Genomic DNA, 19,002 nt, shown 5'->3' on the forward strand with positions numbered 1-19,002 from the left:
AAACACTCAATATGTATGTAATCCCAAAAATATGTATCTTGTAGCTATATAATAGCATACAAAATAAACAAAGCAATTAATTACTACTCTAAAATTGTTTAAATTTTTAGAATATATATATTCTAATCTTAAGCTAATAATCCTTCTTTTGAAGAATTATTTTTAGTATAGCCACAATAATTTTTTAAAATCTGTATAACAGATTCTAACATATGTATATGTGTATTTTAAAGGAATCAGTTCACTTTACCAAATATTTCATTATTTAAAAACAAGGCACGAAAAATCTCGCGCCTTGTTTAAGTCAATATATGTTTATTTAACGCTTATTTTTTTCTGCTATCTACTAATAATTCAACAGCTTTACGGATTTGAATATCATCACGTACAGCGTCAGTTCCACCTAGCATAGTTACTAATTGCTCAGAAGGAATGTTGTACATTGCAGATAAACGAGTTAATTCTTCGTTCATTTCTTCTTCAGTTGCATCGATTTTTTCAGCTTCGATGATCGCATCGATTGTTAAGTCGATTCTTACACGAGCTTCAGCATCTTGACGCATTTGAGCACGAAGATCTTCTTCTTTAGTACCAGTGAATTGGTAGTAAAGCTCTAAGTTTAATCCTTGTTGTGCAATACGTTGTTCAAAGTCTTTAACCATACGGTCAACTTGGCTTTCGAACATTACGTCTGGGATTTCAATTTCAGCATTTTCAGCTGCTTTTTGAACTAAAGCATCACGTAAGCTACCTTCAGCTTGAGATTTTTTAGATTCAACTAAGTCATTTTTGATTTTAGCTTTAAGATCTTCTAAAGTTTCTACTTCGTCATTTACGTCTTTCGCAAACTCGTCGTTTAACTCAGGAAGTTCTTTAGCTTTAATTTCATGAACAGTTACTTTGAAAGTAGCAGCTTTTCCTGCTAATTCAGCACTGTGGTATTCTTCTGGGAATGTTACATTAACATCTGTTTCTACACCAGATTTAGTACCGATTAAAGCTTCTTCAAATCCAGGAATGAAAGAACCTGAACCGATTTCTAGTGGATAGTTTTCACCTTTTCCACCTTCGAAAGCTACGCCATCAACGAAACCTTCGAAATCAATTACAGCTGTATTACCGTTTTCAACAGTACCATCTTCTTTAACTACTAACTCAGCTTGACGCTCTTGTAATGTAGTTAATTCAGCTTGTACGTCTTCGTCAGTTACAGTTGCATCCATTTCTTCAACTTCTAAGCCTTTGTATTCGCCTAATTTTACTTCTGGCTTTACAGTAACTTTTGCTTTGAAGATTAAAGTTTTACCTTTTTCCATTTGCTCAACGTCAACTTCTGGACGGTCAACTGGCTCAATACCAACCTCTACAACAGCTTTGCTGTAAGCTTCTGGTAAAATTACGTCTAAAGCATCATTATAAAGTGCTTCAATACCAAATTTTTGTTCGAAAATCGGGCGAGGTAATTTACCTTTACGGAATCCCGGTACATTGATAGTTTTAACAACTTTTTTGAAAGCTGCATCTAAACCTTTATCTACTTCAGAAGCTTCAACTTCTACAGTTAATAGACCAACGTTAGCTTCTAATTTTTCCCATTTAGCAGTCATTGTTAGTTCCCTCCAAAATTATCTAAAAAAATATATGTGTTTACGTATTTTCGTACTATACATGCCTGTCCATTTTTAATAAAGAAAATGCATGTATAATTAAGTAAATAGTCGTTACAACCATTCTATTATAACACATTCCTTTTTTGTTTCAATATTTCCTAATTTTATAAGGAGAAAATATTAGAGATTTTTAATTTCGAATTTTAAATCAGTTTTAGTACCAATAAAAATAAGAACGATGACTTCCTGTCACTATTGCTTGCTTTCCGTATGCCGTGACCTAAGCCCCTCATCGCATTCACTCCAATTACAACTCGGTTTTATCGCCACTTCCATCTCATTAAAATACTTTTTTACATAAAAAAACATAGAAACTCAAATAGAACATCTATGTTTTTTCCAACTATTTCATTTTAAATTAATTTTAGCGTATAGAAAATTTCTACAAACTTGATTGTCAGACTGATTGCAAGCGCTTGTCTTTCGAGCGTGAAGCCTGGTGAGGAGCAGAGTTACCCTTAAGCGGTAATGAGCACCGCGCAGGCATGCTAAGCAACGAAGAAAGCGAGCGTTTAGCCGGCATTCTGACATTTTATTTTATGTTAAAGTATCCTTCATCTTCAAACCGTTTTACTAAAGCAATTGCACTTTTCACAGGAAAATATTCTACATTAAATAAGTCTTTTAATTCCTCTTCATCTACACTGCGATCAAAAAATTGTTGGACGATGCAATAAAAACAGGCTGCCCATGTATTTATATCCGCTGGTATTGGGATAAACGGGAAGTAAATTGTTATAAAGTGTTGGAAGTGTGTTTTTGCGATTTCGAAAGCAGAAGGGTCTTCACTTTCTAATACATCACTTAATTTTTTCAATATAGCATCTACAAAGATTTTATGTTCATCGACTGAAACAGATGTATTCCAAATCATCCTTTGGTTTACTTTGTTAAGTTCAAAATCTTTATCGATTGATTGTTCTTGTAGAATAAACAAAATAAAACTTTGAATTAACGGATTTGCTTTGGTGCTTTTTAATATTTCGCTAATTTGATCGATGACAAAATTACAATCTAAACTTCTTAATTCATTAATTAATTCAAGTTGCTTATCAATCGGTTCAGAATTTTCAACGATCATATGTAAATTAAGAACTTCACCCTTAATGCCTTCACGATCTGAAATTACTTTCTTTGATAATGAGAGCATCGCTTGAAACTTATCCATCTGATTTTCATCAATCCGTTTTTGAGTGAGTAATTTTTTTATATTTTTTTGTAATTCTTCATATTCTTTTAATTGAAATAAAATGCTTATGTACACTTCAATTGCTTCATCACTCTCAAATGGCCCGAAAACTAAATCCTCACATCTTTCCTTAGCTTCCCTAGCCCGATTTCCTTCTAAAAGACACGCGACTGCCGCAAGCTCTGTTTGTGAATTATGCTCATTTATTTCTTTTAATTGATTACATAACATTAAAGCTTTACTAAAATCTTTTTCTTCTAATGCTTTTTTACCTAAATTTATTATCCGATCCTTCAGTTTAGGAAAAAAGACAATATTGTCTTCCATGTTACTCTCCCCTAACATTTGTTATTTCCTGCACAAACTAGTTATGAAAAAGTGTATCATGAATTAAAATTATTTAAAATATTAAAGATACATGTATGGATGAATCTGGTTTTAGGTTTAGTACCCTAACGGTTTATTGCCAAATCTTTTCCATAGCTTTGGAAACTTAGCTTTTAGTTCGTCTTTTGACTTCCAATCGATCGTTAATTGTTGTTGAGGATAGTCATAGCCTTTGCTTTCAATAAGGGAATTAAACTCATTCCACAATTGATCATTCCAATCATCATCGCCTTTACGCTTGATTGTATACGCTTGTAAAGCTAGATCTAACATATCTTCCAATTCTGGCGTAAGTCCTTCTTCTTCATAAATAGGAAAGATGTATTCAGCTAAATAATCTGGGTCATCTAACGTTTTCTTGTAAACTTGTTCTCCTTGTCCGATTAACCAAGCTCTAAAATGTGCAAACGAATCCTCAGAACAGCCATCCATGATGATCCATGCAGCTCCTAAAAGATTTACGGCATACGCTTCGGAAAAATAAGTTTCAAAAAGAATTTCAAAACTAGCTATCTCTTCCTCTGATTGTTTAGCTAAATGATTTATTACCCATTCATAAGGTTCTTCAACAATATGCATTTTGGATATTAAGCTCCAAAATTCTTTTTCGTTCATTTATATCACTCCACTCTTTTATTTATACTAGAATAACATATCTAGTATAAATTTCATGATGAATAAAACCTCTATTAATTCATATAAATCGGTCCTAATTTATAGAGTAAACGTAATTCATCATTTTATTTCTTTAGTACTTCAATTAAAAGTAGTTAAACACAAAAAAAGACACTTATTTTACATTAAGTAAAACAAGTGTCTTTTGGACGTCCTGAGAGGGATTCGAACCCCCGACCGACGGCTTAGAAGGCCGTTGCTCTATCCTGCTGAGCTACCAGGACATATGGAGCGGGTGATGGGAATCGAACCCACGACCGAAGCTTGGAAGGCTTCTATTTTACCATTAAACTACACCCGCATATTTGTTATTTCTTTTTTATTTCTTTGCGACATCACCCTGTCGACATAATTTAGTATAGTCGTTAAGCAAATTAAAGTCAACACTTTTTTAAAACTTTTTTCCAAAATAAAGAAAAAAAGTTTAAAGTTGTATAATTACCTTAGTTTATTAGGGTTTTCGGGCTTTTAGTACTCTGAATTTTTTTGTTTTAGATAAGGTTAGTAGCATATAAGCTACTAACCTCCATTCATTCATGATAATTCAAATGAAGTAGTAGTAAGCACCGTTCCATCTGTATTATAAAAAGTAACATTAGCTTTCTTATCAATTATTTCAAGAATAGCATAAGTCTTTTCTTTTCGCATTCTCGGTAATAAAATGCTACCAGGGTTAATAAAAAGCACATCATCAATTACTTCGGCTCCTAATACATGTGAGTGACCGAAACAAGCAATTGTTGCTCCAACTTCTTTACAACGATAATACAGCTTTTGCAATGACTGTTTTATTCCATGTAAATGACCATGTGTTGCATAGATTGTATATTCATTTCCACGGTGAATAAATTCTTCAGGGAATTCTCCTCTGAAATCACAATTTCCTCTTACTACATTATAATCACTTAGTTCCTTAGCATTCACTTCTAATTCCGAATCTCCACAGTGGATCATTAAATCTACACTATCACGATATCGTTCGGCGATTTCTTGTAATGGTTTTGTCAATCCATGGCTATCACTTACAATTAGTACTTTCATTAATTTGATCCTCTAAATAAAAAGTCTTTATCTTCTTTATTTATTACATCCATTAATGATTTAATTGCATTTGCGCGATGACTTAAGCCACCTTTTTCATCTGTTGTTAATTCAGCCATCGTTTTATCTAATTCTGGCAAAAAGAATATTGGATCGTAGCCAAAACCGTTTGTTCCTCTTTTTTCATTGGCAATAAACCCTTCAACTGTACCATAAACAGTGATTGTTTCTTTACCTGGAACCGCTAAAGCTAAAGCACAATAAAATCGCGCAGTTCTTTTTCCAGGAAAAACGCCTTCTAGTTCGCTTAATACTTTTTGTAAATTATCTTCATCACTTTTATGTAATCCGGCATATCGAGCAGAATAAACGCCTGGTCTACCTTCAAGTGCATCCACTATTAAACCAGAATCATCTGCAATAACTGGCGTTTTTAACTCACCCGCTAAATACTCAGCTTTTAAAATCGCATTTTCTTCAAATGTAGTTCCTGTTTCTTCAACTTCTTGAATTTCAGGAAAGTCTTTTAAAGATTTAATTTGAAATCCCATCGGGTTAAAAAGTGCTTCAAAATCCTTCACTTTGCCTTGATTATTTGTAGCAATAATGATTGTATCCATCCTTAAAGTCTCTCCTCGAAATGATTATTGAAATTTAATACCTTCTTGTAATAACACTTCTTTTTGTTTTTCAATTAGAGATTTAATTCCTAATTCACCTAAAGATAGTAACTCATTTAATTCTTCTCTAGAAAATGTTGCTTCTTCACCAGTTCCTTGAAGTTCAACAAACTGTCCTTTTCCAGTCATAATAATATTCATATCAACACTTGCAGCCGAATCTTCTACATAATATAAATCTAGTACTGGTCCAAGGTCTTCTAAAATACCAACCGAAGTTGCGGCTAAATAATCTTTTACAGGATACGATTTCAATTTATCCATTTTAATTAATTTATCAAAAGCAAGCATCATTGCAACAAATGCACCAGTAATTGAAGTAGTTCGTGTTCCTCCATCTGCTTGAATGACATCACAATCGATCCAAATTGTCTTTTCACCAAGTGCTTCTAAATCAACTACTGCTCTTAACGCTCTTCCTATTAATCGTTGAATTTCCATTGTTCGACCAGTAACTTTACCTTTTGATGATTCACGGATCGTACGCTCTTGAGTAGCCCTCGGTAACATTGAATATTCAGCTGAAATCCAACCTTTTCCACTATTTCTCAAAAATGGTGGTACACGGTCCTCAACAGTTGCATTACAAATTACCTTCGTATCACCAATACTAATAAGCACAGAACCTTCTGCATGCTTTGTATAGTGAGTAATAATCTCTATTGGTCTAAGTTCATTATTTAATCTTCCATCTGTTCTTGTCATGATTGTTCCTCCTACAAAATCTTCCAAATACTAGTATAGACAAAAATGTGATTTCATTTCTACTTATTAAGTATAATTTAAAGATAAAATTAAAAACCTTGTACAAAAATCGGCACAATTTTTGTACAAGGTTGATATTTAAAACATTTTATTAATAGGCAATCATTATCTTTTCTTAACGACTGGCTTACAATTTCTTCGTATTTACATCCTTAGGTCTTGAAACAGGTTGGCTTAAAGGCTTACCTTGTTGGTCCAACGCAGTTAATTTACCATTGATTTGGATTTCAATAGACTTAACACCTTTTTGCTCAGTTAGAGAAAGTACAAGCGGCTGTAATACATCATTATTGATCATATTTTTTGCAATATTTCCATAGATACCATCGTTAAAATTAAGTACTAGCTTACCGCCTTTGAAAACAGGTTGACTAACTAGTTTCGTATCAGTTCCAAAATCAGATACTAAATTTGAATATTCAGAAGGACCTTTTACTAGTTCATTTACGATTGCCGAATATGAATCTGTTTGAGCATTTGAAATCCTAGTCGTTACAGGTACATAATAAGTGTCTCCCATTTCCCCTTGAGAAACATAATATAGCGTAACTGGTCTGGAGTTCATAATATCTACAATGTCACCTTTATCAAAGTTAATTCCGTCATCTCTTGTTAACCCATCACCAATCTGAGCTTTATTGATTGGCATCGATGCAAGCTCTTTTCCGTTTACTCGAATTTTCACCTTTGTCACATTATCAAATTGAGTTAACGTCCAAGTAACAGCTTGAAACACTTTTAATTCATCTTCAGCACGATATTGCTTAAATTCTGGTGAAAAATCAGCAATAATCGTACCATCCTTTTGAGTTTGAACACCTAAAACTTCAGTATTCGGAGGTAAAACTGCTTGGAAACCATTTGGTAATTCATCTGTAACAGGACCGTCTTTTACTAAGTACTCTAACGCTTGTTTAGCCAAGCTAGTAGACTTAGGTAATTGGAATGTTTGCGGTACAACATAACCGTTACGGTCAATTAAATATAATTCCCTTTTTACAGTTTCCTCTTTCTTTGCTACTTCCTTTGAAGGTTGATCACTTTTATAAACTACAGTTTTAGGTGGATCAATATCAGTTGAAGATTTTGTTGGAAGTAAACTACATCCACTCATTGTTGCAATTCCACATACTGCTGCCGCTGTTACTAACAATCTTTTTTTCATCACCATACTCCCCCCACGCTTTTTTATTATTTATACGAGCCTGTACATTTTTTAGAACAAGCTAAATAGAAAAAAATAAATAATTTAAATCTAGCTCTAAATTTACTGGAAATATTCACCTAAAAGACCTATCGTTCATATGATAAAAAGACTAAATGAATACCCATCCGAAGAACAGCTCGGTCAAGCAAGGAGGGTTAGCACAGTTGAAGGATAGAGACTATCAAACAAAGCACACACTCACAAAGCGTGAAAAAGAAGTATTCGAGCTTCTTGTTCAAGATAAGACTACAAGAGAAATTGCTGAAGAACTTTTTATAAGTGAAAAAACTGTGAGAAATCATATTTCAAATGCAATGCAGAAGCTTGGGGTTAAGGGGCGATCACAAGCAGTTATTGAGCTTCTTCGTATGGGAGAGCTTGAACTGTAGTTCTTTTGTAGAAACAGTTCTACAAACCAACATACTGCCGGCATTCTAATCGACATGCCGGTTTTGGTATTTACATTGAAACTTAAGTTTTACATTTCACTATTTTCTTGCTTGTAAAGAATCTGATTATCTAAATTGAAAGTATTACTTTATATCCTACTTATAGTAGATAAAAAGCCTATCTGTAAATTTGGATAGATGCTCTGCTATAGGGGGATTTTATTTTAGCTCTTTTTACCTATCTAAAACTAAAATAAAAAAATCGTTTCCTGTTGGAAAACGATTTAGCTGTTGAAAAACATCCTTGTCAAATAAATTACCAAATCTTCGTAAAGGAGTAGAGTGATGTTGATTTCCACTACAGGATGCTCGCTTTCCATGGGGCGAGATTCTTTAGCCTCCTCGGCAAGCCTGCGGGGTCTCAGCCTTCCCGCTAATCCCATAGGAGTCGAGCATCCCTCTGTTCCAATCAACTTATTCATCAAAAAAAGTCTGCAATAAATTCTAATCAAGTAGCCTTTACTTAGAGTAATCTAACAGTTGTTTATAAATCAGTTTGTAGGTCAATTGAGTTTGAACCTCAAATTATAAACCTATCATTTAAAACGATAAATCTAAATTTTTCTCTTAGTTCCAAAAAAACAATTACTATAGTTTGTTTGTATTGTATATCAAAATTATTGAAACATTTTAACAGTTAAAATCGTTAATAAATAAAAAAATGAATTTTAATTTCAATAATGTTTCATTTAATTTCGTTTTCCCTATAGAGCGTTTTGTATTTCAAGCACTTTGAAAAAAAAATCGTTTCCTGTTGGAAAACGATTTTCTTATTTTATATACTATAAAATTTCTTAGTATTTTCATATAAAGTTTTATATGCACTTGATAGATTTATGTCTTTTAACTCAGCTATCTTTGCAACCGATTGATGCATAAATTTAGGATGTGTCCACTCATTTTCAAAAGGCCCTTCAAATGGCCAAGGACCATCTGTTTCGATCATCATTAATTCTAAAGGATACTTTTTCACTAAGTCTTGAATCTCATTTTCATATAGTACATCAGGTGTAATTGAGATAAAATACTCATTTTCTATCATCCGGTTAATTGTATGTTCGTCTCCTTTAAACCAATGAAAATGGGCTTTTTTAATAAAATATTTTTCTAATAGATTACATACTGTTTCGGCGTCCTCATACACTGCGTGTAATATGATCGGTTTATTTAACTCTTTTGCAAGTGAGATAAATTTTTCTAGTAATTGAATATACGGTACGTAATCAAGCTGTTCTTCTAAATTCTTATAATATGGTAATCCAACCTCTCCGATTGCGACCATTTCATCCTGATGGTTCTTAATCCATTCAATTAATTTATCAACCTCTTCATCAGAAGGGATTTGTTGTTCAGGATGAAATCCGAATGCTGGATATACACTATTATTTTGATTTTTTAACGCTAAATTCTTCTTACTAGATTTTAAATCCATCGATACCGAAATGAGCGCCTCGATTTCTTGTCTTTCTAAATTAGTTACTATTTCTTCTCTTTGACTAGTATCATAAGAATCTAAATGAATATGAGCATCTATCATTTTCATCGTATTACTCCTTCTCTAAAGCCAAATAGATTTTTCTTTTATATTCCGTAAATTCATCACTTAATAATAATTCTTTTTTACGTGGTCTTGGAAATGGCACTATGATTTCTTCTTTGATTTTGGCAGGTTTGTCAGAAAATAGATAGATTCGATCAGACATTAACAACGCTTCATCAATATTATGCGTAACTAATAATATTGATCGACGTTGCTCTTCCCAAATTGATAAGAGCCATTGTTGCATTTCAAGTCTAGTGAACTCATCTAAAGCTGAAAACGGCTCATCCATACACATGAACGACTGCGGTGCTAGTAGAGACCTTAAAAATGAAACTCTTTGTTTCATACCACCAGATAATTCATGAGGGTAAGCATTCTCATAGTTTTCTAAACCAGTTCTTTTAAGCCAGTCTCTTGCCAATTTTTCATCAGGTTTATGTTTTAATTCCTGTGACAAAACAATATTTTTTAATACTGTTCTCCAAGGTAGTAATGAATGATCCTGAGGCATAAAACTAACATGACCAAGTTCTCCATTTATTATCGACCCATTTAACTTTACTTCTCCAGAATCTGGTTTTACTAAGCCACCTATAAGATGAAACAAAGTACTTTTCCCACTACCAGATGGACCTAGAATCGATACAAATTCACCCTCGTTTACATAAAGGGATATATTATCTAACACCTGATGACCGCTATAACTCATTGATAATTGTTCCACTTGTAATGTCATTTCCGCTTCACCCCTTTAACTTTCCATTTAACAGTAAAACGTTCAATTACAACTATTAGGAAGAAGAAAAGCATACTTAAAAACATAATGATAAAAATTGAAACAAATACTCGATCTGTTCTAAATGAAGATGAAGCTAAAGTCATATAAACCCCAATTCCAGATTTCGCTCCTAACCATTCAGATATAACTGCTCCCATAACACTATAAGTTGCAGAAATCTTTAAGCCAGAAAAAATGGAAGGTAGAGAAAAAGGCAATTCAACTTTCCAAAAAACTTGTGATTTAGATGCTCCCGCCATTTTCATATAATTTATTAGTTCACTTGGTGTTTGTCGAAAACCATCCAACGCTGAAACTGTAACTGGAAAGAAACAAACGAGAGAAATAATAATTAATTTTGGTAATACACCAAATCCAAACCAAATAATTAAAAGAGGTGCCAATACGATAATTGGTACATTTTGCGAAAGAATTAATAATGGGTAAAAAGCTTCCCTTACACCTGGAATTAAATGCAATAGAAATGCGATTAAAAATCCTAATAAACTACCAATTAACAAACCAATAATCGTTAATTGAATTGTAGAAGAAATATGAGGAAGTAGTGAATCAGTTGATCTCATTCCTTCTTTAAAGATTGCGATTGGTCCTGGTAATAACCAAGATTCGATTCTCCAAATTTTAATACTTAGCTGCCAGCAAATTAAAAAAAGCAGGATGACAACGATTGGTTGCCATCCTTTTATATTTTTAGATTTCATTAACGGTACTTCTCCGTTAACACATCCATCGTAATACCTTGTGGTTGATAAAGTATTTTCATTTGTGTTATTACATTGTGGCAACCTATTTCAATCATTCTTTCATTCATTTTTTGAACAACCATTAATAATTGATTCAAGTCGCCTTCCATAGTTGTTTCCAATGGTTGGACCTGATATTTTACACCTGATTCATCAATAATTTTAATTGCTTCATCAACTGCTGGAATAACATCCTCAATATTATTTGTTTTCGGTATAATTTGGACACTCATTAAAGTAGTTTGCATTTTTGCTCCTCCTTATTTCGCTGGTAAGAAATCATTCGTAAATGCTTCTTTTGGCTTAAAGTTTCCTTCTAATAATTTATTTTCAGCTAAGAAATCAGCATAGTTTTTCCAAACTGATAACTTTTGCTCACCCCAACGGTCTGCATCATCTTTATACTTAGATGCTAACCATTCTTGGCTTTTTTCCACTAATTTTTTATCTAAATCTGGATTATCCTTTATTAAAATCGATGCAGCTTCTTTTGGGTTCTCAATCGCAAAATTATATCCTTTTGATGCTGCAGCCACAAACGCTTTTACTATTTTAGGGTTTTTACTAATCATTTTTTCGTTCGTTGCTAAAACTGGAGTATAGTAATCTAGCTTTTTACTATAATCAGTTAAATAAATCATGTTTAATTTTTCTCCACGTAGCTCTGCTTGAATCCCTGTCCATCCTTGATAAATCCATGCAAAATCAATATCTCTTTTTACCGCTGTAAAGAAATCAGCATCACCCATATTAACGATATTTAACTTATTAACATTAGCATTTTCTTCTGACATAAGTGATTTTAAAATAGCCTTTTCAACAGGTGAACCCCATCCACCATATGTTTTTCCAACGAAATCTTTTGGTGACTTAATTCCTTTTTTCACTGGTGATGCAAACCCAGAAGTATTATGTTGAATAATTGCTGCAATTGAAACAATCGGTACATTTTGAACTCTTGCTTGTGTAATTGACTCTTGATAAGAAACACCAAAGTCCGCTTTACCTGATGCCACCAATTGGTCTGCACCTGTTTCTCCCGGGCTGATTATATCTACATCAAGTCCTTGTTCCTTAAAGTAACCTTTTTCCTTAGCAACAAATAGCCCCGTATGATTTGTATTTGGCGTCCAGTCTAGTACGACAGTCACCTTTTTTAATTTCTTTGTCTTTTTAGTAGTAGCAGTTTTGTTTTGACCACACCCGGTTAACATTAAACAAATAGCTACTAAAAATACTACTAGTTTTTTCATTATCTATATCTCCTTTTTGTTTTTGGTTTATACAAAAAGAAAACGTCCGGATAAGAACCCGGACGTTAATGCGCTGTAAAAAACATATCTAAAAAGAGATACTGTTCCCTACGCTGGCATCACCCAGATCAGGTTCTAAGAGTCAACATCTTAAGGATGATATCTCAGCCAGCAACACTGGCTCCTCCACATTTTTCTCATATATAAACTTTTCCTCATTAATATAACAGATAATGATTGAATTTACGAATTATTTTTAACCTGTGTTCAAATGTTTTAATACTCTGTTAATAGGTGCAAATAAAACTATGAAATTTTAACATTTTTAAAAAGAGAATAATAAACAAAAATATCATTTCTTATAGTAAAATCTTAAATGAATAAAGAATATACTACATCAACAAATTATTAAGTAAAATGAGGGGATTTTTTGAATAAACCAATCGGAGTCATTGACTCAGGTGTTGGGGGCTTAACAGTTGCCAAACAAATAATAAGACAATTACCTAAAGAGGACATTTTATACTTAGGTGATACCGCAAGATGTCCATACGGATCACGACCATATACGGAAATCAGAGATTTCACTTGGGAAATGACTAATTTTCTAATGGAGAAAGATATAAAAATGTTAGTCATCGCCTGTAATACAGCAACTTCAGTAGTCTTAAATGAAATGCGTGAAAAACTTCAAATCCCAGTCATTGGAGTTGTCCGCCCAGGTGCTAGAGCAGCAATAAAGTTAACTCAAAATGACCAAATCGGTGTCATAGGAACGAATGCTACTATTAATAGTAAAGCATATCATTCCGCACTAAAACGGATTAATGACAAAGTCATAATTGAAGGGTTGGCGTGCCCAGAGTTTGCTGGAATTGTTGAAAATGGGGACTACAATAAACCTGAAATATTTGAGATAGTTAAACACACTCTTGCACCGCTTATTGATTCAAATATTGATACACTAATACTAGGTTGCACGCATTATCCATTATTAAGTCCAATCATCCAAAAAGTGATGGGACCATCAATCCAACTTATCAGCTCTGGTGATGAAACAGCTTTAGAAGTAAGTGCAATTCTAGATCAACAAAATATATTATCTAACTCTGAAATCACTACACATGAATTTTTTACAACTGGGGATCCAACCATTTTTAGTAAAATAGCTTCATCCTTATTCCAAGAACCAATGGAAAACGTAAAATATATTAAACTATAACGGTCATAGACCACATAAAATGAAGAAAACCAACAAAGTAAGCCTTTGTTGGTTTTTGTGTTTTTAAATTGCGAACGCTCTTCTATTTAATAAAATTTATTCTTTGGCATTACTTGAAAAATAATCTTTAAGCATTGCATTGTTCTTTACAATATCATCTAATGTATATTGATCTAAAACTTGTAAAAATTGTTCTAATGCATTATTAAATATATGTTTTAAAGAACAAACAGGTGTAATAACACAAGTATTACCGTGTTCAAAACATTCTACAATATTAAAGTCTTCTTCAGTTTTACGAATTATTTCACCAATATTTATTTCTGTTGGCAATTTAGCTAAACGGATTCCACCGTTTCTACCACGAACTGTTTCGATGTAACCCATCTTACCTAAATTATAAATTATTTTCATTAAATGATTTTTAGAAATATCGTAAGCTTCAGCAATGTCCTTAATATTAACTAATTTTTCACGTGGCTCAGAGCTTAGAAATATTAGTACACGAAGAGAGTAATCCGAATAAGTTGTTAAACGCATAACTTGTCCTCACTGTTTTATTTAAGATTAATCATAGCATAATTGTGAACTTTTTTTAAATTTTTATGGATTTTTGCGAAAAAATTCACAAAAGATGTATTTTACATATTGCTTTAAGTAAATTCTAGGTCTAAGATAAAGATGTATTTATAATACTACTTTAAAACGTGATTAGGGGGATTTATCATGCTATCTCAAAAAACAATTGATATTATTAAGTCAACAGTTCCAGTCTTAGAAGTAAAGGGTACAGAGATCACTAAAGTATTCTATAAAAATTTATTTACTAATCATCCTGAACTATTAAATGTATTTAATCATACAAATCAACAACAAGGTAGACAACAAACTGCACTTGCAAATACTGTTTTAGCTGCTGCACAGAACATTGATAAACTTGCAACAATTATTCCTGTTGTAAAACAAATTGCGCAAAAGCACCGCAGTCTTCAAGTTAAACCAGAGCACTATCCAATCGTAGGGCAACATTTACTAGGGGCAATTAAAGAAGTACTTGGTGATGCTGCAACTGATGAAATACTAGGTGCTTGGGCAGAAGCATATGGAGTTATTGCACAAGTATTTATCGATATTGAAAAAGAAATGTATGAGGAAGCATCTTCTCAAGAAGGCGGTTGGTCTGAATTTAAAGAGTTTAAAGTCATCGAAAAAGTTGAAGAAAGTGATGTAATAACATCATTCTACTTAGTTCCTAAAGATGGTTCTTCAGTTCCTACTTTCTTGCCTGGCCAATATATTACTGTTCGTTCACAAATTCCAGGTGAAGAATATTTATCAAACAGACAATATAGTTTATCTGATGCATCAGGTAAAAATCACTTTAGAATTTCAGTAAAAAGAGAAGCTGAAGAAAACCAACCACTTGGTAAATTTTCAAACTACCTGCACAATCAAGTAAATGTTGGTGATACATTGGAAATAACTGCACCAGCAGGTGAGTTTACTTTAAATACTGAAATTGATTCAGATGTTGTTTTCTTAAGTGGTGGTGTTGGAATTACACCATTAATCAGTATGGCTAAGTCAATTGCAAGTATTCAACCAAATCGTCAAGTCAGCTTCATAAGCGCTTCAAGAAATGGTAAATTACAAGCATTTGAAAATGAACTAAACCAATTAAAAGAGCAATTAACAAATTACGATTTATCATTTGTTTATGAAAATCCTTCTGAGGAAGATCTTCAAAATAACAACTTTAAAAAGCAAGGTTATATTGACGCAGAATGGTTAAATAAAAATGTTAAATCAGACAATGCAGATTATTACGTATGTGGACCAGTACCATTTTTAAAAGCGATTATAACAAGTTTAAAGGGATTAGGAATTAAAGATAGACAAATTCATTTCGAATTCTTCGGACCAGCAATGAATTTAGACACTGAACCTAAAAGTCCAGTACAACAGGGTTAATATATAAAAGGATGCTCATTTAAGAGCATCCTTTTCACGTTGTTGAAAAACAAATTTGTCAATTAAATTACCAAATTTTCGTAAAAGGAGTAGAGTGATGTTGATTTCCATTACAGGATGCTCGCTTTCCATGGGGCGGGATTCTTTAGCCTCCTCGGCAAGCCTGCGGGGTCTCAGCCTTCCCGCTAATCCCATAGGAGTCGAGCACCCCTCCATTCCAATCAACTTGCTCATCAAAAAAAGTTTGCAATAAACCCTAATCAAATTGCCTTTACTTAGAGTAATCTAACTGTTTTATATTAATCAGATTTTAGATCAATTAAGATTGAACATATATTAAACTAAACTATCGAATTTGTTTTCAAAAAAGCTCAAAATATTAACCTCTAAAAAATCATTTCGAGTGTGATTGAATTAATGAAATTTCTCTAATAAATTCGCTTTTAAAACCATTAAAAAGGTCATTCAAAAAATGCTATTTATCATAATTAAATGTTCCATAAAGTCTAAACATTTAAATCATTGATAAATCATTAAAATGAATTTTAACATCAATAATGTTGGACTTAATATTGTATTCCCTATATACTTCTCATTTAAGAGAAACTTTTTTATTTCTGTTCTAATAATACAGCCACTCTTTTTAAAACTGTTGGTATTGTGAAGCTACCAAAAATTGCGATTAGGTCACTTGAGTAGTATTTTTTTAGGGTGCCATATACTAAGCTACTTATCATAAGATCGTACAAAAAGAATCGACCAAATTCCCGTCTAGTTATGACCATAAAGATGATAGATGAATTTCTTGTTGAAAGAATAATCCCACCTTCTTCTAGAAAAATTAATCATTTTAGTCAATGCAGATTATAAACTTATATTTTATCTAACATCCAATAATACTTTTCAATTTCTTCTTTTACTTTTATCATGCCAATTTTCTCTAAAACTCTAATAGAGGCATGATTATAGACGGAACAAATAGCTGATATTTTTGTAACATGATTTTGCTTTAATCCCCACTCACAAAAAGCCCTACCCATTTCAGTTGCATATCCTTTACCTTGATAACTAGGTGCAATACTATAACCTATCTCCATAATCCCAGTTTCATCTGGACCACCTTTAAATCCCATGTCCCCAATAATTACTCGATCTTTTTTATGAATAATAATTCCTTCATATTTTTGTTCAGCAGGATGCGTTTGAAAACGAGAAATCTTATAAGGGAAAAGATTTTTATATACTAGAATTGGCCACCCTTGAGCGAAACTATAAAATTCATTTTCAAATTCTAACTCTTTATTTCCACTTAAAACAGAAACCATCGCTTCTGCTGTAAAAGTCATTAATAGTAAGTTTTTAGTTTCAGTGATTAGCATTAACTGACTCCTGTATATTAAATTTTATAATTTTTTTGACTACTACTTCCCTTAAAAAAGATTCTAGAAATCACTAATCCAATCAAGCCAAGCAGTATAAATAAACCAGCTCTAACCATCAATGTAATATTTGGTAAATCTATTAACACAAGTTTTCCTAGTGTCAGTAATAATAAACCTATCCCAGTATATGTCCAAACTTTGAACTTCTTAATGTTACCAAGTATCATAGTTAAAATTGAAAGCAAGATCCAACTTATATTAATTAATAATCGAATCATATTGTCAGACTGATCTACTGCAAGTATTTGAACAATTTGTGTTATAAAAGCAATCAAAATAACCGTAATTAATAAAGAACTGCTTAGTAAGATAAATTGTTTTTCATCTTCATTCTTATAAGCCAAAATTGCAATCGTAATTAGAGCTAGAATTAACATAAACCAATTCATCGTTTCAAATGACCAAAAAGAATCTATTCCAACTGATAAAATGGATATCCCTACAGGAATAAATGTAAGGGCAGCTATAATTAATTTCAGTAAATCTCGATATCTTAAATAAAATAAATAAGTTGATACCGCTTGAATTATTAATACAGTACATAATAAGTTTTCTGAAACACTATCTAAACAAAGGAATGAAATGGCCAATATAAAATTAGTCGAAAATCCAAAGAAAAAATCCGATTTCTTTTTATAATAAAAAGTAAGGAATAAATATCCTGCACATAAAAAGATTAAAAACATTGTTCTAATCTGATCTTCAAATGCACTAAAGATCCAACCAATTGTTAAAATAAAACTAGTGTGAAGAATTAATACTTGCTTTTTAATAGCAAGCTTAGATTTAATCAATATAGCTAGCAAACTAATATGTTGCACGATAATACTTAGTGCGAAATATTTAATTCCATTCGTATTAAAATTAACTAAAGCAACAATTAAATATGATAAATGCAATAATATTGCAGACGAAAGATAGATAAATTTATATTTTTCAAATGCTGCATAATACATAAAGCATAAGTAAATCACTGTTTCATAGATAGAGAAAAATAGATAGTTTGGCGAATTACTTTTAACTAGAAATGGTACAAAAACGGCTCCTATTATACTTATTAATCCAATTACTTCTGATTTGTATCTATTCATAGAATAAAAGCCAAAACATACCCAAATTGTTAAAAGGGTAAATGCAAGCGTTGATCCAACCATGTGATATAGATGGTGCATGGCAAACGTAGTTAAAAACAATACAGGTAACACACCACCAATTAATGATTGGCCAAGTGTTGATCGTTTAGCTTTCATTTGACGATTACCGTACCAGAATAAAGCAATGGCTATAACAAATCCAATTCCTACTTTTGCATACTTATTTAATACCCCATAATCTGATGCTGCTTTAAATCCCCACATTACGCCAAGAATGAAAATAAATATAAAAAATCTAGGTAACCACTTTTGGAAAATAAGTGCTTCATAGTCAACCTTTTCATTTTCAACTGTTACTTTAACCTGTCGACTAGCTGTTTTTTGTGGTTTAGGATTATTTACTTTAGTTTGACTTATTTGTTTAATTTCGTTTGAAGTTTCTTTCGTGATTAAGAGAAATTCAATTTGTTTCTTCATTTCTTTGACTTCTTCTTCAAGCTTTTCTACCTTTTTTTGAAGATCTTGATTCTGATTATCCAACTGCATCACCTCTTATCATAACTATGTATTTTATTAAGACTAAATAACTGAAAAGACATCCTTCATATAAGTTCGCTATTTCCTGGATTTATCCTATAAAAAAAATTTTATGAAGTATGTTTTTGCAAATTTCGTCATATTTCCCAGAAAATAAAGTCAATCATTTTTAGTTATATTGGTTAAATAAAAAAAATCCTCTATTATAAAAATAGAGGATTTTCACGTTGTTGAAAAACAACCTTGTCAATTATATTACAAATTTTCGTAAAAGGAGTAGAGTGATGTTGATTTCCACTACAGGATGCTCGCTTTCCATGGGGCGAGACCTGAGC

Annotated in this window: 19 protein-coding genes, 2 tRNA genes and 1 riboswitch; of the genes, 3 read left to right on the forward strand and 18 right to left on the reverse strand. The window is 32.2% G+C overall.

Going from position 1 to position 19,002, the window contains the following annotated elements; genetic code table 11:
- Positions 1-326: 326 nt before the first annotated feature.
- The 9 genes from tig to BED47_RS20680 form a co-directional block, all read right to left on the reverse strand.
- Positions 327-1,607, reverse strand: a complete 1,281-nt coding sequence (tig, locus tag BED47_RS20640; RefSeq protein WP_069035203.1) for a trigger factor — start codon at positions 1,605-1,607, stop codon at positions 327-329.
- Positions 1,608-2,202: 595 nt separating this feature from the next.
- Complete coding sequence (locus BED47_RS20645) at positions 2,203-3,186, reverse strand: hypothetical protein (protein WP_069035204.1); 984 nt, start codon at positions 3,184-3,186, stop codon at positions 2,203-2,205.
- A 117-nt stretch (positions 3,187-3,303) separates the two neighbouring features.
- Entirely contained in the window at positions 3,304-3,861 is a 558-nt protein-coding gene (locus BED47_RS20650) for a DUF4240 domain-containing protein (RefSeq protein WP_069035205.1), read from the reverse strand.
- Positions 3,862-4,071: 210 nt separating this feature from the next.
- Positions 4,072-4,145: transfer RNA gene (locus BED47_RS20655), tRNA-Arg, on the reverse strand.
- Between the two features lie 3 nt (positions 4,146-4,148).
- Positions 4,149-4,222: transfer RNA gene (locus BED47_RS20660), tRNA-Gly, on the reverse strand.
- A 233-nt stretch (positions 4,223-4,455) separates the two neighbouring features.
- Positions 4,456-4,962: a metallophosphoesterase family protein gene (locus tag BED47_RS20665; RefSeq protein WP_069035206.1), complete on the reverse strand. Its 507-nt coding sequence runs from the start codon at positions 4,960-4,962 to the stop codon at positions 4,456-4,458.
- Positions 4,962-5,582, reverse strand: a complete 621-nt coding sequence (locus BED47_RS20670) for an XTP/dITP diphosphatase (RefSeq protein WP_069035207.1) — start codon at positions 5,580-5,582, stop codon at positions 4,962-4,964. Before BED47_RS20670 ends, BED47_RS20665 begins: the two co-directional genes overlap by 1 nt.
- 24 nt (positions 5,583-5,606) lie before the next feature.
- Complete coding sequence (rph, locus tag BED47_RS20675; protein WP_069035208.1) at positions 5,607-6,347, reverse strand: ribonuclease PH; 741 nt, start codon at positions 6,345-6,347, stop codon at positions 5,607-5,609.
- A gap of 187 nt (positions 6,348-6,534) precedes the next feature.
- Entirely contained in the window at positions 6,535-7,578 is a 1,044-nt protein-coding gene (locus BED47_RS20680; protein ID WP_091022773.1) for a GerMN domain-containing protein, read from the reverse strand.
- A 200-nt stretch (positions 7,579-7,778) separates the two neighbouring features.
- Between BED47_RS20680 and BED47_RS20685 the strand changes: the two genes are divergently transcribed.
- Positions 7,779-8,003: a helix-turn-helix domain-containing protein gene (locus BED47_RS20685; protein ID WP_056472461.1), complete on the forward strand. Its 225-nt coding sequence runs from the start codon at positions 7,779-7,781 to the stop codon at positions 8,001-8,003.
- 835 nt (positions 8,004-8,838) lie between these two features.
- Here the strand turns inward: BED47_RS20685 and BED47_RS20690 are convergent.
- The 5 genes from BED47_RS20690 to BED47_RS20710 are packed head-to-tail and all read right to left on the reverse strand — an operon-like array spanning position 8,839 to position 12,401.
- Positions 8,839-9,606, reverse strand: a complete 768-nt coding sequence (locus BED47_RS20690) for a TatD family hydrolase (protein WP_069035210.1) — start codon at positions 9,604-9,606, stop codon at positions 8,839-8,841.
- Positions 9,607-9,610: 4 nt separating this feature from the next.
- The gene (locus tag BED47_RS20695; RefSeq protein WP_069035211.1) at positions 9,611-10,342 is read right to left on the reverse strand and encodes an ABC transporter ATP-binding protein; all 732 of its coding nucleotides are present in this window, start codon (positions 10,340-10,342) and stop codon (positions 9,611-9,613) included.
- Positions 10,339-11,106: an ABC transporter permease gene (locus BED47_RS20700; RefSeq protein ID WP_069035212.1), complete on the reverse strand. Its 768-nt coding sequence runs from the start codon at positions 11,104-11,106 to the stop codon at positions 10,339-10,341. Before BED47_RS20700 ends, BED47_RS20695 begins: the two co-directional genes overlap by 4 nt.
- Positions 11,106-11,396 carry a thiamine-binding protein gene (locus BED47_RS20705; RefSeq protein WP_069035213.1) on the reverse strand — a complete coding sequence of 97 codons (291 nt, stop codon included), beginning with the start codon at positions 11,394-11,396 and terminating at the stop codon, positions 11,106-11,108. Before BED47_RS20705 ends, BED47_RS20700 begins: the two co-directional genes overlap by 1 nt.
- Positions 11,397-11,408: 12 nt before the next feature.
- Positions 11,409-12,401 (reverse strand): ABC transporter substrate-binding protein, encoded by a 993-nt coding sequence (locus BED47_RS20710; protein WP_069035214.1) that lies wholly within the window; start codon positions 12,399-12,401, stop codon positions 11,409-11,411.
- 88 nt (positions 12,402-12,489) lie between these two features.
- Positions 12,490-12,599: riboswitch (TPP riboswitch) on the reverse strand.
- Positions 12,600-12,831: 232 nt separating this feature from the next.
- On the opposite strand from BED47_RS20710, the gene racE reads away from it, so the two are divergent.
- Positions 12,832-13,623 carry a glutamate racemase gene (gene racE / locus BED47_RS20715; protein ID WP_069035215.1) on the forward strand — a complete coding sequence of 264 codons (792 nt, stop codon included), beginning with the start codon at positions 12,832-12,834 and terminating at the stop codon, positions 13,621-13,623.
- Between the two features lie 96 nt (positions 13,624-13,719).
- On the opposite strand, the gene BED47_RS20720 is transcribed toward racE, so the two are convergent.
- Positions 13,720-14,163, reverse strand: coding sequence for an RrF2 family transcriptional regulator (locus BED47_RS20720; protein ID WP_069035216.1), 444 nt, complete (start codon positions 14,161-14,163; stop codon positions 13,720-13,722).
- Positions 14,164-14,349: 186 nt separating this feature from the next.
- On the opposite strand from BED47_RS20720, the gene hmpA reads away from it, so the two are divergent.
- On the forward strand, positions 14,350-15,594 hold the full coding sequence (gene hmpA / locus BED47_RS20725) for an NO-inducible flavohemoprotein (RefSeq protein WP_069035217.1): 1,245 nt from the start codon (positions 14,350-14,352) through the stop codon (positions 15,592-15,594).
- Between the two features lie 15 nt (positions 15,595-15,609).
- On the opposite strand, the gene BED47_RS20730 is transcribed toward hmpA, so the two are convergent.
- The 3 genes from BED47_RS20730 to BED47_RS20740 all read right to left on the reverse strand — a co-directional run bounded on the left by BED47_RS20730 (position 15,610) and on the right by BED47_RS20740 (position 18,670).
- Positions 15,610-15,789: a hypothetical protein gene (locus BED47_RS20730; protein WP_069035218.1), complete on the reverse strand. Its 180-nt coding sequence runs from the start codon at positions 15,787-15,789 to the stop codon at positions 15,610-15,612.
- Between the two features lie 677 nt (positions 15,790-16,466).
- Positions 16,467-16,973: a GNAT family N-acetyltransferase gene (locus BED47_RS20735; RefSeq protein ID WP_069035219.1), complete on the reverse strand. Its 507-nt coding sequence runs from the start codon at positions 16,971-16,973 to the stop codon at positions 16,467-16,469.
- Between the two features lie 17 nt (positions 16,974-16,990).
- A complete protein-coding gene (locus BED47_RS20740) occupies positions 16,991-18,670 on the reverse strand; it encodes a DUF2339 domain-containing protein (RefSeq protein ID WP_069035220.1) in 1,680 nt (559 codons plus the stop codon).
- Positions 18,671-19,002 lie beyond the last annotated feature (332 nt).

Origin of the sequence: Gottfriedia luciferensis (assembly GCF_001712755.1) — a bacterium.
GTDB classification, from domain to species: domain Bacteria; phylum Bacillota; class Bacilli; order Bacillales; family Bacillaceae_G; genus Gottfriedia; species Gottfriedia luciferensis_B.